Source organism: Thiocapsa marina 5811, assembly GCF_000223985.1.
In the GTDB taxonomy this organism is placed as follows: domain Bacteria; phylum Pseudomonadota; class Gammaproteobacteria; order Chromatiales; family Chromatiaceae; genus Thiocapsa; species Thiocapsa marina.
On sequence record NZ_AFWV01000005.1, the window covers coordinates 188,776 to 201,163 of the forward strand.

Below are 12,388 nucleotides of genomic sequence, written 5' to 3' on the forward strand. Positions count from 1 at the left end.
GGTCTTTCAGGAGGCTATCGGGGTCTATCGGTGTCGGTGGGGGTAGGCGCGACCGAGCGATTCGGCGTAGACTCCGATGCGCGATGTTTTTCGATCCGTCTGCTCGGGGCCGATCGCGATCCCCGGCGAGGCGCTTCCTCACCATCAGCCCAGTCATCTCGAGGCTTGCGAATGGATGACATCTCCGCCGATCCTCGTCCATCGATCGGTCACTATCTCTTCTCGGTCCTGGTGCTCGCCCTGCTTTGGCTTTTGCTGGCAGGCAGCCTGGCGACGGCAGAGCTGATCGCGGCACTGGCCGTCGGGATCCTCGTGACCGCTATCGCCGGACCGCGCCTGGCCGTCTTGAGCGGGGTTCGGCTTTCGCCTCTCGCGCCTTGGCACCTTCTGCGCTATCTCCTGACCTTCTTCACCGCGCTGGTCGCGGCCAATTTGGACATGGCGCGCCGAGTCTTGTCGCCGTCGTTGCCGCTGCGCCCGGCTTTGGTCGAGGTGCGGACCAGGCTGCGCTCTTCGCTCGGGCGGATGTTGTTGGCAAACAGCATCACGCTGACGCCCGGCACGCTCGCCGTCGATATCCGCGGGGACCGGATCTTGGTCCACTGGGTGGATTGCCCGCCCGGGACCGATCTGGACCGGGCGACCGCCGCCATCTCGGATGCCTTCGAGCGCCATATCCGCGGGTTCCTCGAATGACGCCCAATGCCCTTGAAATCCTCGCGGCCGTTCTACTCGCGGCCGCGCTCCTGATTGCGCTGCTTCGCCTCGTCACGGGGCCGTCGGCACCGGATCGCGTGGTCGCGGCGGATACCTTGACGGTGATCACGACCATCGCGATCGTCGGATTGGCGCTCCTGTTCGCAAATCCTCTCTATCTGGACGTGGCCCTCGTCTTCGGCGTCTTGGCCTTCGTCGGTGTGGTCGCGCTCGCCCGGGCGATCGAGGGAGGGCGCTCGTGAGGCTGCTCGCCGATGTCTTTCTGTTGATCGGGGCCGCCTTCGCCTGTCTCGGCGCCTTGGGCTTGGTGCGGATGCCGGATGTCTACACGCGGATCCAGGCCGGCACCAAGGCGGTGACCCTGGGGGCTCTCGCCTTCCTGATCGGTGCCGCGCTGCTGTTCCCGCAGTGGTGGGCCAAGCTGCTCTGCATTCTCGGGTTTATTCTCTTTACGAGTCCCGTGTCCTCCTCGACGATCGCGCGTGCAATCCATCTATCCGGGATCAAGCCGTGGCGGGCGCCCACGCCCGAGGCGTCCGGGCAGGCCCCGATGTCGCCGCAGGCCGCCAAGCCCGCGGAGGGCCGCCGATGACAACCTGGGTCGCCTTGGTGGTGGTTGTGCTGATGTTGGCCTCGGCGCTTGCCGTCTTGCTCCTGCGAAGCTTCGTCGCGGCCGTGGCGGCGACGGCGGTCGTCGGGCTGGGTTTGACGGTGCTCTTCGTCCTGATGCGGGCCCCGGATGTCGCCATGACCGAAGCGGCGGTCGGGGCGGGTCTGAGCGGTGTCATCCTCGCGCTTGCGCTGCGCCGGCTGGGTCTCTGGCGAATCGAGGACAATGGCCGAGGGGACGGGGATGCGTAACCTGGCATCGCTTCTCTTCGCCGGCGGTTTAGCCTTTTTGCTCCTGACGCTTCTGTCTCAGCTCGCCTTCGGGACGCCGCCGATGCGGGTCGGTTCGGAGATCCTGGCGGTTGCGCCCGGCGAGGTCGGTGCCGCCAACCTGGTGACCGCGATCCTGTTGGGTTACCGCGGCTTCGACACGCTCGGCGAGTTGGCGATCCTCTTTGCCGCGGCCACGGCGGCAGGCGTCGTGCTCGGACGCCGCCGCGACGACGCGCGTCGCGATCCGCCGGGCGGGGAAGTCCTGCGGACCGGGGCCGACCTGCTGTTTCCCCTGTTGGTGGTTGTCGGATTCTATGTGATTGCCCACGGGCATCTCACGCCGGGCGGTGGCTTTCAGGGCGGTGTCATCCTGGCTGCGGCCTTCTTCGTCGCTCTCCTCGCGCAACCCGCGCGTCACCTCAGTCATGGCCTGATCCTTTGGATCGAGGGTCTGGCCGGGGCCGCCTTCATCCTGATCGGGATCTGGGCACTCGTAGCGAGCGGTGACTTTCTTGCGCCCTTGCTCGGTCCGGGTCGGATGGGCGAGCTGTTGTCCGCCGGGACACTGCCGCTGCTGTCTCTGGCCATCGGGTTGAAGGTCGGTGCGGAGCTGGCCGGGATCATGGCGCACATCGCAGACGCGGAGGCCCCCGACACATGATGTCCCTGACCTTGGAGGGCGTGGTCTTGATCGGCGCGCTCGGGCTGATCGTGATCGGCGCGTTGGGCATGGCCATCTCGAATCACCTCTTTCGGATGCTCTTGGCCCTGGTCCTTGCCGAGTCCGGCGCGAATCTGCTGATCGTGCTGTCGGGCTACCGGGTCGGCGCGAGCGCGCCCATCCTTGGTTTCGGCGACCCGACGGCGCCGATGGTCGATCCCGTTCCGCAGGTCTTGGTGCTGACCGCGATCGTCATCGGGGTCGGCGTGCAGGCGTTGGCGGTCGCGCTTCTGCTCAAGGTGTATCGGGTCTACGGGACGCTGAACGTGCGCGAGCTGCGCGACCGCATGGACGCCGATGTCGCGACCGCGGCGGGCGTCGAGGCCGATGCGAGTCAGGATGCGCCCGCGGGCGAGCGTCCCTTGCCGCCGGTTCCGGCGCATGCCTCGGTTGGATCCGGAGGGTTCGGACGCCGCGGTCCGGTCCCTTTCCCGCCCCAATCCGACGAGCGGCGCCCATGATCTCGGATCTCGCAGTCCCGAATCTCTTCGTCGCGCAGGCCGGCCAACTGGTCCTGCCGGTGGTCCTGCCGCTCTTGGCCGCCTTTCTGATGCAGCCGCTGGCGCGAGTGTCCACCGCCCTGGCGCGTGGACTGGGCCCGTTGGTCCTGATCCTCTGCGCTTGGATCACTGCGCAGCTCTGGATCCAGCTCGGGGACGCGCCTTTTACGCTGGCGATCGGCGGCTTTGCCCCGCCGCTCGGAATCCTCTTTTATGCCGACGGGATCGCATTGCTCTTCGCACTCGCCGTGCCGGTCTTTGCGCTCCTGTTTTGGCCCGGATCGGAATCGGGAGGAGGCGCGGGTGCCGATTCGCGCCCCGGCTCCGATCAGGCAGACCGCGATCAGGCCGCGCGTCGCGATGCACTGGTGCTCCTGCTGGTGGCGGCGACGACCGGACTTGCCCTGTCCGGCGATCTCTTCAATCTCTATGTCTTCTACGAGCTGGCCGCCGTGGCCTCCTTCGGTTTGGTAGCGCTGTCCGGCACCGGCCGTGCGCAGGTCGCGACCTTCCGTTACTTGATGATCAGTGCCTTCGGGTCTGTGCTTGCACTCGCAGGCATCGCGATCCTCTACATGCAGACGGGCACCTTGAACCTCGGCCAGCTCGCGCAGCTGGCGCCCGAGACCCTGAACAACCCGATCGGTTCGGCGGCCTTCGCGCTCATGCTGATCGGCTTCGGCGTCAAGGCGGAGCTCTTTCCGGTCAACACCTGGGTGCCTGAGGTTTACGCCGGCGCGCCGGCGCGCGTCTCCGCCTTGCTGGCCGGTCTGGTGTCGAAGCTCGCGGTCCTGGTGATCGTCCGTCTGCTGGTGCTGATCTTTCCTCAGCCCGAGGCCGCTCAGATGCTGCTCGTGCTGGGTGTGCTCGGGGTACTGACCGGCGAGTTTGCCGCTTGGCGCGCCAAGGACTTCCCGCGGATGCTGGCCTTCTCGTCGATCGGCCAGCTCGGCATCGTCTTTGTTGCCTTCTCGATCGGCGGCGAGATCGGTCTCTTGGCCGGGCTTGCCGTCGCGCTGCACCACCTGATCGTCAAATCCGCCTTGTTCGGGCTGGCGGTGCGTTGGAACGGCTCTTTGGAGGCCCTTGCCGGTGCCGCGCGCACCTCGCCGCTCGGGGCGGCCCTGTTTGTCTTGTTTGCCCTGTCGCTGGTGGGGGTCCCGCCGCTGCCTGGATTCTGGGCCAAGCTGACGGTCATCGTCGGTCTGGCCGAGCGGGGAACGCCGCTCGACATCACGGCGCTGATGTCGATCCTGCTGGTGACGGCAGTGGAAGCGAGCTATCTCTTCCGGGTCGCGATCCGGCTCTATCAAGACAATCCGGATCCGGTCGCCCGGCATGCACGCCGAGACCTCGGCGTCTCCGCGCTGCTCGGCGCCGTTCTGGTCGCAGCGACCCTGGGTCTTCGGCCGGTCGCCGATGTCCTCGGTGCGGGCGCTGCGCAACTCGGCGACCGTGCGGGCTATATCGAGACCGTTTTTCCGTCTCACGTCGCCGGTAAGGATTGACCATGACGTCACTCGATCACCTCGTGCTGGTCTCGGCGCTGACACTCGCTCTGATGCTGCTGTTCGGACGGATGCGGATCGCCGGGCGGCTTGCGGTCGTCCTCTACGCCGTCCAATTCCTGCTGCTCATGCAGACCGGGGCACTCCTCGGCGAGCCGGTCGCCTCCTCGCTGACGCTCTCGGTTTTGGATCTCCAGATGCACTGGCGCTACGACGCGCTCTCGTGGTTCTTCGCCATGATCACCATCGGGGCAGGATTCTTTTGTGCCTGGTATGCCGCCGGGGTGTGGCAGGAGCGCTATCGCGAAGAGGGACACAGTCCGCGACTCTTCCATGTCGCGCTCGCGGCGAATGTCTTGACCATGTTGATCCTTCTGGGCAGCGGAGACCTTCTCTCGCTCTTTATCGGTTGGGAGCTGGTGAGCTGGGCGAGCTTTCTGCTGATGGCCGTCGGCGGCGGCCCGGCCGGACGGGCTGCTCTGCGCTATCTGGTCTATGCTTTCTCCGGAGGGATGGCGATCCTGGCCGGTCTGATGCTGATCTACACCCAGACCGGCTCTTTGGACTATGCGCGCGTCTTGAGCCTGCTCGGCGAGCTGTCCGACGGCCAGGTTTGGCTCCTGCTTCTGCTGATCGGCGGCGGTTTCGCGGTCAAGATGGGGCTCTTGCCTTTTCATCTGTGGCAGGCTGCGGCCTATGCCGAGACGCCCGGTCCGGGATCGAGCTTTCTCGGGGCCATCTCGGCGCGCATGGGTCTCTATGCCCTCATCATGCTCCTCGTCGCCATGCTCGGCATCGGGCGGTTGACGGCGATGGAGGTCCCTTTCACCTTTCTGAGCGCGCGCGACCTGATCGCCTGGATCGCCGCCCTGACGGTGATCATTCCGACCTATATCGCGCTGCAGCAGCACGACGCCCGTTATCTACTCGCTTGGCACGGCATCGGACAGGGCGGCTACATGTTGCTGGGTCTGATGGTCGGCAATGCCGTCGGCTCCGCGGGCGGTCTGTTTCATGTCTTCACCTACGGCATCACCCAGGCCGCCTTGCTGATGGCGGTCTTCGCCGTGGTTCACCGCACCGGCACGGCGGACCTCAATAAGCTGGGCGGGCTCGTCGCACGCATGCCGCTGACGTTCCTGGTGCTCTTGTTCGGCATCATCAGCCTGGCCGGGCTGCCGCCGATGGCCGGCTTCGTCTCCAAGTGGATGGTCTATCGCTCGCTCGTCGCGGAGGGCATGCCGCTTCTGTTCGTCGCCGCCGTGGTCGGAACGCTCGGCACCATCTTGTCGGTCTATAAGCTCATCCACAACATCTTCCTCGGCCAATTGCGCATCGAGCATGAGCAGGTCCGCGAGGCGCCGCTGAGCATGCTGCTGCCGATGCTGGGTCTCTCGACACTGATCTTTCTGGTCGGGGTGACGCCCGGCCCGGCGCTCAGCTGGGTCGCGGCGGTTCAGGCCTCGCTCGGGTTGCCGCCGGTGCCCTATACCTTGGGCGGGATCGAAGATCCGCGCGGCGGTCTCGACATGCTCTGGCTGGTCGGCATCCTCATGGCCGGCTTCGGTGTCGGTGCCCTGATCTTCTTCGGCCTCGGCGGCAGGTCCAAGCGCGTCCATCAGCTCGACAACTATGCCGGGGGCCACTTCCTGACCGCGGATGTGCGCTACCAATACAGCGACAACTTCTATGCCGGACTCATGCACTTGATCGGTCCCTGGTATCGGGGCGCCTTCCTGTGGCTGGAGAAGGCGTTGACGGCGACGGTAGCCTTTCTCTCGGCGGTCATGAACGGGTTTTATCGCTATGCGCAGCCTGCGCTTTTCGTGCTGGCGACTGCGGTCGCACTGCTCGCCTTGACGACCGCATGAGCGCCGATTCGAACCGTTTTTCCGGAAGGTGGTAAAGGTGATCGGATTGATGATCGAGCTGATTCTCATGCCCTTGGCGGCCTTCGTCATCGGGCTTGCCATGGTGCTGATGATGCGCAGGATCGGCGCGCGTTTGCAGCGGCGCGTCGGGCCGCCGCTGCTTCAGCCACTGTGGGACATCATCAAGCTGCACGGAAAGGAGACACAGACCTCGCACGGTCTGATCCACGAGCTCGGCATCGTGATGGCGATCGGCGGATTCGTGGCCGCGGTGACGCTCATGCCCTTGCCGGGCATGAACGGCCTGGCGGAGCAGGGCGGTTTGATCGCGCTTGTCTACATGATGATGATCCCGTCGCTCGGGCTCGCGCTCGGGGTGGGCCAATGCGCCAACCCGAACGGGTCCATCGGGATCTCGCGCGCCTTGACCGCGATGCTGGCCTACGACATCCCGATGGTAATCGTTGTCTTCGGGGTCGCCTTCTTCTACGGCTCGACGAGTCTCGTGCAGATCATCGACGCCCAGCAGGCGGGCGGCTTCGCGACCTGGGGCATCGCCGAGATGCCGCTGCTCGCCTTCGCCGGACTCTTCGCGATGCAGGCCATGCTGGGCAAGCAGCCGTTCGAGATCTACGTCGCTCCGGCCGAGATCGCGACCGGGCCGATGGTCGAGATGGGCGGCAAGTTCCTCGGCGGTCTGTTCATCATGCAGTGCTTCCAGCTCTACGCGGCGGGCGCGCTCTATACCCTTCTGTTCCTCGGGGGAGGGGAGAATTGGCTGACATTCCTGATCAAAGTCTTTGCCGTGGTCGCCATCCCGATGAGCATCGCCTTTCTCTTTCCGCGGTATCGGACCGAGGATGTGGTCCGGCTGGTTTGGAAATGGCCGGCGATGATCGGCTTACTGGGCATCGCCTTTCTGATGTATTAAACCGCGTTCGATGCGACATGCACTTTTTTGGCTTGGGTGTTGTCGAGCGCATCGATCCGCGTTGAAGCCGACGCGGTTTAGGATGATCAATACAGACGTTACAAGCTTGGTTTGTCGTTGGGCCACAATCGTTCCAACGCGACTCGATTGCCGATGGGGTATCCATTATGACTGAGCTGATCAAGACCCCGCGCACGGGCGAGACGCTGCCGGTGAAGGCCGGGAAGCGAACCAATCCGCTTGCGAATGTCTTCGACGAGCTGGTGCGCTTCGCACAGTCGCGCTCGCTCTTCATGCTGCATTATTGCACCGGCTGCGGTGCGATCGAGCTGCCGCCGTCCATGACCTCGCGGTTCGACATGGAGCGGCTCGGAATCCAGCCGATGGTCTCGCCGCGACAAGCGGACATCCTGCTCGTGACCGGCTATGTCTCGGTCAAGACGCTCAAGCGAATCATTCTGACCTACGAGCAGATGGGCTCGCCGAAATATGTGATCGGCATCTGCTCCTGCACGGTCAATGGCGGTATGTATTGGCAGAGTTATGCGACGGCCAAGAAGCTCAACGACTATATGCCTGTGGATATCTACATTGCGGGCTGTATGCCGCGTCCCGAGGCCGTGATCGCCGGGCTTCGCGAGTTGATGGAGAACATTCGGCAGGGCAAGGCCGACTCCTGGAAGGACTACTACAGGCACTACGATCACTACCTCGGTCACCAGCAGCGATTGTTCGGCGAGACCTGGCAGACGCCCACCGACGTGATCGCGGAGGCCAGACACTATGGGCTTTTCGGTCCCGATACACTGGGTACCCATACCGCGCTCTTGGAGCAACACCAGAGGCCGCTGGAAGCGCTCGAGATGAAGGTGGATATTCCGGAGTTGATGGCGCGGCGGTAATGGAACCGCGATTCGGACGAGATGTCTTCGTGGCGAGGATAGGTTTTGCTTCGATCTGCCCGTCCTGCGATTTTTGATTGGGGTTCCGAATGACTAAAGACCTCTCGACCTGGCTGGATACGTTGCTCGACGAGCTGCAAGGCATCGAGGTGCGGCGCAAAAGCAGTCGGCGGATTCGTGTCGATGTGCAACCGGATGCCCTTCCTGCCTTGTTGGAGCTTCTGCGCGGGCGGGCTTCCTATGTCCATCTCTCCGCGATCAGCTGCGTGGACTGGATCGAGGAGAACGAATTCGAGCTGGTTTACCACGTCTGGTCGTACGAGATCGGATCCTTGGTCTCGGCGCATACCCGGATTGCACGTGATCCCGGCGTCTATATCTCGGTCTACGATATCTACACGCCCGCAGCCTTCTTCGAGCGCGACATCCACGAGATGTTCGGTGTCTTCTTCGAGGGCAGTCCGGACATGAGCAAGTTTATTCTGACCGAATGGGATGGACCGCCGCCGATGCGCAAGGACTTCGACTCGGAGGCCTGGGTCAATGCGCACTTCGATTTTCAGGACTACCAACCGGATTGGTTGAAGGAGATCGAGGCCAAGGGCGGCGGCGTCGCCGTGCGTCCCGACGAGCAGCGTTTCAGCCGGAGGGACGTCGATGCGTCCTGAGAACTACGAGGCCCAACGCCAGCCGCCGAGCCACGAGTACGAGCTCAATATCGGCCCCAATCATCCGGGCATCGAGGGCAACTATGCCTTTAAGTTGAGACTCCACGGCGACAGGGTGCTTGAAGGCAAGGCCGACGCCGGCTATCTGCACCGTGGGTTCGAGAAGCTCATGGAGGGTCGGCTCTGGATCCAGAACCTCGCCATTACCCCGCGGATCTGTGTTCCGGACCCGGTCCCGATGGAGGTCAGCTACTGCCTGGCCGTCGAGGAGCTCTGCGGTCTTGAGATCCCCGAGCGTGCCCAATGGTTACGGGTGCTCCAGCTCGAGCTCTCGCGCATCGCCGCGCATCTGTTCACCTTCGGCGGACATGCCGCAACGACCGGCATGTACAGCCCCATGTTCTGGGGGATCGCCGACCGTGATCTGGTTCTGGATCTCTTCGAGGAGCTCACCGGCGGACGCGTATACCACATCTACAACATCCCGGGCGGCGTGCGGCGCGACGCCCCGGACGGTTTTCTCGATCGCGTGAGGAGTACGCTGGATTATCTGGACTCGCGTTTGCCGGACTACGACAACCTGCTGTTCACCAATCAAGTTTTCGTGCACCGGGCCAAAGGGGTCGGCACCATGAGTCGCGAGCAGGCGCTCGAATGGGGCGTGACCGGCCCGAACCTGCGTGCAACCGGACTCGAGTTCGACGTGCGTCGCGACGATCCCTACCTGGTCTACGACGATCTGGACTTCGACATCCCGACCGAGGAGGCCGGAGACGCCTGGGCGCGCACCCTGGTAAGGCGCAAGGAGCTGGTGCAGAGCATCCGGATCGCGCGTCAGGTCATCGCCGCGTTGCCGTCCATCGCTGGCCCCATCCGCTGTCCGATCCCGAACCCATTGGCCTGGAACGTCCCGGCCGGCTCGGTCTATACCCGTGTGGAGTCGTCGAAGGGCGAGTTGGCCTGGTACGTGGTGTCGAACGGTGGCGAGCGACCCTATCGCACCCACGTGCGCGGCCCCTCGCAGATGCATGCGGTGCAGGTGCTCGAAAAGCTCTCAGTCGGTTGCCGACTCGAAGACGTTGCCCAAACCATGTTTTCGCTCGACGCCTGTCCCCCGGAGGTGGATCGCTGATGCGCGACATCGACTACAAGGATAAGGGCGGGATACTGAACCCGCTGAAGAGTCTCTCCTTCTTCGGTCGCAGTTCGGTCACCGTGCCGTTGGAGCCGCGCGCTGCGTCGGCCAACTATCGCGGCTTCCATCTCAACGACTGGGAGGCCTGCATCGGTTGCAGTACCTGTCAAAAGGTCTGCGACAACGCGGCCATCACCATGGTCAGCATCCCCGATCTGCCGCAGGATCCGGCGAAGGGGATCCGCAACCTGCGTCCGGCCATCGACTACGGACGCTGCTGCTGGTGCGCACTCTGCGTCGATCTCTGTCCGACTGGATCGATCTCGCTGTCGCGCGAGTATGTCCATACCTGTCTCGACAGCGAGCTGGACAGCTATTTCGTGCTGCCGGATTCCAACGGCATCCACGGCACGCCGTATCCGAAAGGCTGGGCCAAGTCCGAGGATGCCGACCTGGTCGCGCTCGAACGCGCGCGGATGGAGGAGCTCCCGCCCCCCGAGAGGATCGGCAACTTCAATGAGATCGTCGCCGGATACGACGCCAACCAGGCGATCATCGAGGCCTCCCGCTGCGTGCAGTGCGGCATGTGTTTCGATGCCTGCCCGACCCACATGAACGCGCCCGAATACATCCGCGCCATCTGGAAGGGCGACCTCGAGCAGGCGGTGCGCGAGATCTATCGGACCAATCCATTCGCCCACACCTGCGGCCGGGTCTGCACGCATCGCTGCGAGGATGCCTGCTCGGTCGGGCACCGCGGCACGCCGATCGCCATCCGTTGGCTCAAACGGTACGCCATGGACGCCGTGGATCACGAGCGGGTGAAGAGGATCGCCGCCGAGGGCAAGGCGCGGTTCCTCTCCGGCAAGCGTGTCGCCGTGGTGGGCGCCGGTCCGGCGGGACTCACCGCCGCCTTCGACCTGATCAAGCAGGGCTACGAGGTCACCGTCTTCGAGGCCCGACCCAAGGCCGGCGGCATGGTGCGCTACGGGATCCCGGACTATCGCCTCCCGCAGGATCGCATCGACCGCGATGTCGACGTGATCGCCTCCCTGGGCGTGAAGATCCGTTACGGCACGCAGGTCGGAACAGACATCACGATGGCCGAGCTCGAGCGCGACTACGACGCCGTCATCCTGACCATCGGTCTCTGGATGGGCCGCTCGACCCGCATTCCGGGCTCCGATCACCCGCGGGTCAAGCGCGCGGTGACCCTGCTGCGCGACGTGGCCGAGAAGGTCAAGGTCTCGGTGCCGGCCTCCGCGATCGTGATCGGCGGCGGCAACGTGGCGATGGACGTCGCCCGGACGATTGCTCGCCTCCAGAAACAGACCTACGGCCAAGTCAAGGTCACGGTGACCGCCTTGGAGGATCTGGAGCACTTTCTCGCCGATCCCGAAGAGATCAAAGAGGCCAGAGAGGAGGGCGTCGAGATCCTGCCTGCCCGCGGTCCGCAGGAGATCCTCTTCAAGCCGCGCAAGTATGAGGTCGACAAGATCCATGGCTTGCGGACCTGGCGTGTGCTCTCCATCTTCGACGCACAAGGGCGGTTTGCACCGAGACATGATGAAGCCGACGAGCAGATCCACGAGGGCGAGATGGTCGTCGAGGCCATCGGTCAGGCCGCCGAGGTCGAAGTACTCGGCGAGGAGCTGACCGAGCGGCTCGACTGGAACCGCGGTCGACTGGAGATCGACGATCAGGGCCGGACCAATCTGTCCTGGCTCTGGGCCGCCGGAGACATGGTGCGCGGTCCCGATGTGGTCTCCGCGGTGGCCGACGGACACCGGGTGGCCTTGAGCATCAATGGCGTTTTATCGATTCGGGAGGACGCGGCATGATCGAAGGGGCCGTGAGTAGCTACGAGAAGATCAAGTCCAAGACCTCGCTGCGCGAGATCCTGGAGGTCGCTTGCAGCTTCGAGGCGAGCGCGCGTGATTTTTACACCGACCTGATTCCCAAGGTCGGCAAGAACATGCGTTGGTTGGTCGAGGAGCTAGCCGCCGAGGAGCAGCAGCATTTCGATCTATTGAATGGACTGGCGAGCCGTGAAGACATCGCCGAGCAGATCAAGGCGGAGGTTCGAATCCCGACGACCGACACCCGATTCTCCGATGCCGTTCAGCTGCCCGACTTGGGCGCCAAGCCCGACGATCAGGCGGTGCTCCAGTATGCGATGGGGCGCGAGCAGATCGCCATGGAGCATTATCGCTCGCTGGCCGAGGGCACCGAACCTGGACCGATCCATGATCTCTTCGGCTATCTCGCCGACGAGGAGACCAAGCACAAGACAGAGCTGGAAAAGGTCTACTACGAGGTGGTCCACTCGGGCGGGGTCTGATACGCCGCCGAATTCAAGCCCGTCCGGGTCGAGCAGCGCCGACCCCGCTCTCTTGGATGATTGGAGCCTGTGCTCGTACGATCACACCGTCGTGACGTGACGCCGGTTGTTCTGTTGCGCGCGGATTGGAATCAGGGCGTTGTCCAACCTGGCGGTCGTCGGGTGGACGCGCGCGAGCGAAGTCCACCGAATCCTGCGACGGCGCTGGTGGA

General features: G+C 64.2%; 14 protein-coding genes. All 14 read left to right on the forward strand.

Features of this window, described 5'->3' with window-relative positions; all coding sequences use genetic code 11:
• The first annotated feature begins 171 nt into the window (after positions 1–171).
• The 14 genes from THIMADRAFT_RS08575 (at position 172) to THIMADRAFT_RS08640 (ending at position 12,176) form a co-directional block, all read left to right on the forward strand.
• Positions 172–696, forward strand: a complete 525-nt coding sequence (locus tag THIMADRAFT_RS08575) for a Na+/H+ antiporter subunit E (protein ID WP_007192616.1) — start codon at positions 172–174, stop codon at positions 694–696.
• Positions 693–959, forward strand: coding sequence for a monovalent cation/H+ antiporter complex subunit F (locus tag THIMADRAFT_RS08580; RefSeq protein ID WP_007192617.1), 267 nt, complete (start codon positions 693–695; stop codon positions 957–959). The genes THIMADRAFT_RS08575 and THIMADRAFT_RS08580 overlap by 4 nt, the downstream gene beginning before the upstream one ends.
• Positions 956–1,309 (forward strand): monovalent cation/H(+) antiporter subunit G, encoded by a 354-nt coding sequence (mnhG, locus tag THIMADRAFT_RS08585; RefSeq protein ID WP_007192618.1) that lies wholly within the window; start codon positions 956–958, stop codon positions 1,307–1,309. The genes THIMADRAFT_RS08580 and mnhG overlap by 4 nt, the downstream gene beginning before the upstream one ends.
• On the forward strand, positions 1,306–1,578 hold the full coding sequence (locus THIMADRAFT_RS08590) for a Na(+)/H(+) antiporter subunit B (RefSeq protein ID WP_007192619.1): 273 nt from the start codon (positions 1,306–1,308) through the stop codon (positions 1,576–1,578). The genes mnhG and THIMADRAFT_RS08590 overlap by 4 nt, the downstream gene beginning before the upstream one ends.
• A complete protein-coding gene (gene mbhE / locus THIMADRAFT_RS08595) occupies positions 1,571–2,260 on the forward strand; it encodes a hydrogen gas-evolving membrane-bound hydrogenase subunit E (RefSeq protein WP_007192620.1) in 690 nt (229 codons plus the stop codon). Before THIMADRAFT_RS08590 ends, mbhE begins: the two co-directional genes overlap by 8 nt.
• A complete protein-coding gene (locus THIMADRAFT_RS08600) occupies positions 2,257–2,781 on the forward strand; it encodes a sodium:proton antiporter (RefSeq protein WP_007192621.1) in 525 nt (174 codons plus the stop codon). Before mbhE ends, THIMADRAFT_RS08600 begins: the two co-directional genes overlap by 4 nt.
• Complete coding sequence (locus THIMADRAFT_RS08605) at positions 2,778–4,328, forward strand: complex I subunit 5 family protein (RefSeq protein ID WP_007192622.1); 1,551 nt, start codon at positions 2,778–2,780, stop codon at positions 4,326–4,328. Before THIMADRAFT_RS08600 ends, THIMADRAFT_RS08605 begins: the two co-directional genes overlap by 4 nt.
• Positions 4,329–4,330: 2 nt before the next feature.
• Positions 4,331–6,199: a proton-conducting transporter transmembrane domain-containing protein gene (locus THIMADRAFT_RS08610; RefSeq protein WP_007192623.1), complete on the forward strand. Its 1,869-nt coding sequence runs from the start codon at positions 4,331–4,333 to the stop codon at positions 6,197–6,199.
• A gap of 49 nt (positions 6,200–6,248) precedes the next feature.
• On the forward strand, positions 6,249–7,130 hold the full coding sequence (locus THIMADRAFT_RS08615; RefSeq protein WP_007192624.1) for a respiratory chain complex I subunit 1 family protein: 882 nt from the start codon (positions 6,249–6,251) through the stop codon (positions 7,128–7,130).
• A gap of 167 nt (positions 7,131–7,297) precedes the next feature.
• A complete protein-coding gene (locus THIMADRAFT_RS08620; RefSeq protein WP_007192625.1) occupies positions 7,298–8,032 on the forward strand; it encodes an NADH-quinone oxidoreductase subunit B in 735 nt (244 codons plus the stop codon).
• Positions 8,033–8,121: 89 nt separating this feature from the next.
• Complete coding sequence (locus THIMADRAFT_RS08625) at positions 8,122–8,700, forward strand: NADH-quinone oxidoreductase subunit C (RefSeq protein ID WP_007192626.1); 579 nt, start codon at positions 8,122–8,124, stop codon at positions 8,698–8,700.
• On the forward strand, positions 8,690–9,832 hold the full coding sequence (locus THIMADRAFT_RS08630; RefSeq protein WP_007192627.1) for an NADH-quinone oxidoreductase subunit D: 1,143 nt from the start codon (positions 8,690–8,692) through the stop codon (positions 9,830–9,832). The genes THIMADRAFT_RS08625 and THIMADRAFT_RS08630 overlap by 11 nt, the downstream gene beginning before the upstream one ends.
• Complete coding sequence (locus THIMADRAFT_RS28380) at positions 9,832–11,676, forward strand: FAD-dependent oxidoreductase (protein ID WP_007192628.1); 1,845 nt, start codon at positions 9,832–9,834, stop codon at positions 11,674–11,676. Before THIMADRAFT_RS08630 ends, THIMADRAFT_RS28380 begins: the two co-directional genes overlap by 1 nt.
• A complete protein-coding gene (locus THIMADRAFT_RS08640) occupies positions 11,673–12,176 on the forward strand; it encodes a ferritin family protein (RefSeq protein ID WP_007192629.1) in 504 nt (167 codons plus the stop codon). The genes THIMADRAFT_RS28380 and THIMADRAFT_RS08640 overlap by 4 nt, the downstream gene beginning before the upstream one ends.
• Positions 12,177–12,388: the final 212 nt, after the last annotated feature.

Excerpts from the sequence above, each read along its gene's own strand:
- THIMADRAFT_RS08575 (WP_007192616.1), top strand. The coding sequence starts at position 172 with ATGGATGACATCTCCGCCGATCCTCGTCCATCGATCGGTCACTATCTC.
- THIMADRAFT_RS08580 (WP_007192617.1), top strand. The coding sequence starts at position 693 with ATGACGCCCAATGCCCTTGAAATCCTCGCGGCCGTTCTACTCGCGGCC.
- THIMADRAFT_RS08590 (WP_007192619.1), top strand. The coding sequence starts at position 1,306 with ATGACAACCTGGGTCGCCTTGGTGGTGGTTGTGCTGATGTTGGCCTCG.
- mbhE (WP_007192620.1), top strand. The coding sequence starts at position 1,571 with ATGCGTAACCTGGCATCGCTTCTCTTCGCCGGCGGTTTAGCCTTTTTG.
- THIMADRAFT_RS08600 (WP_007192621.1), top strand. The coding sequence starts at position 2,257 with ATGATGTCCCTGACCTTGGAGGGCGTGGTCTTGATCGGCGCGCTCGGG.
- THIMADRAFT_RS08605 (WP_007192622.1), top strand. The coding sequence starts at position 2,778 with ATGATCTCGGATCTCGCAGTCCCGAATCTCTTCGTCGCGCAGGCCGGC.
- THIMADRAFT_RS08610 (WP_007192623.1), top strand. The coding sequence starts at position 4,331 with ATGACGTCACTCGATCACCTCGTGCTGGTCTCGGCGCTGACACTCGCT.
- THIMADRAFT_RS08615 (WP_007192624.1), top strand. The coding sequence starts at position 6,249 with ATGATCGAGCTGATTCTCATGCCCTTGGCGGCCTTCGTCATCGGGCTT.
- THIMADRAFT_RS08620 (WP_007192625.1), top strand. The coding sequence starts at position 7,298 with ATGACTGAGCTGATCAAGACCCCGCGCACGGGCGAGACGCTGCCGGTG.
- THIMADRAFT_RS08625 (WP_007192626.1), top strand. The coding sequence starts at position 8,122 with ATGACTAAAGACCTCTCGACCTGGCTGGATACGTTGCTCGACGAGCTG.
- THIMADRAFT_RS08630 (WP_007192627.1), top strand. The coding sequence starts at position 8,690 with ATGCGTCCTGAGAACTACGAGGCCCAACGCCAGCCGCCGAGCCACGAG.
- THIMADRAFT_RS28380 (WP_007192628.1), top strand. The coding sequence starts at position 9,832 with ATGCGCGACATCGACTACAAGGATAAGGGCGGGATACTGAACCCGCTG.
- THIMADRAFT_RS08640 (WP_007192629.1), top strand. The coding sequence starts at position 11,673 with ATGATCGAAGGGGCCGTGAGTAGCTACGAGAAGATCAAGTCCAAGACC.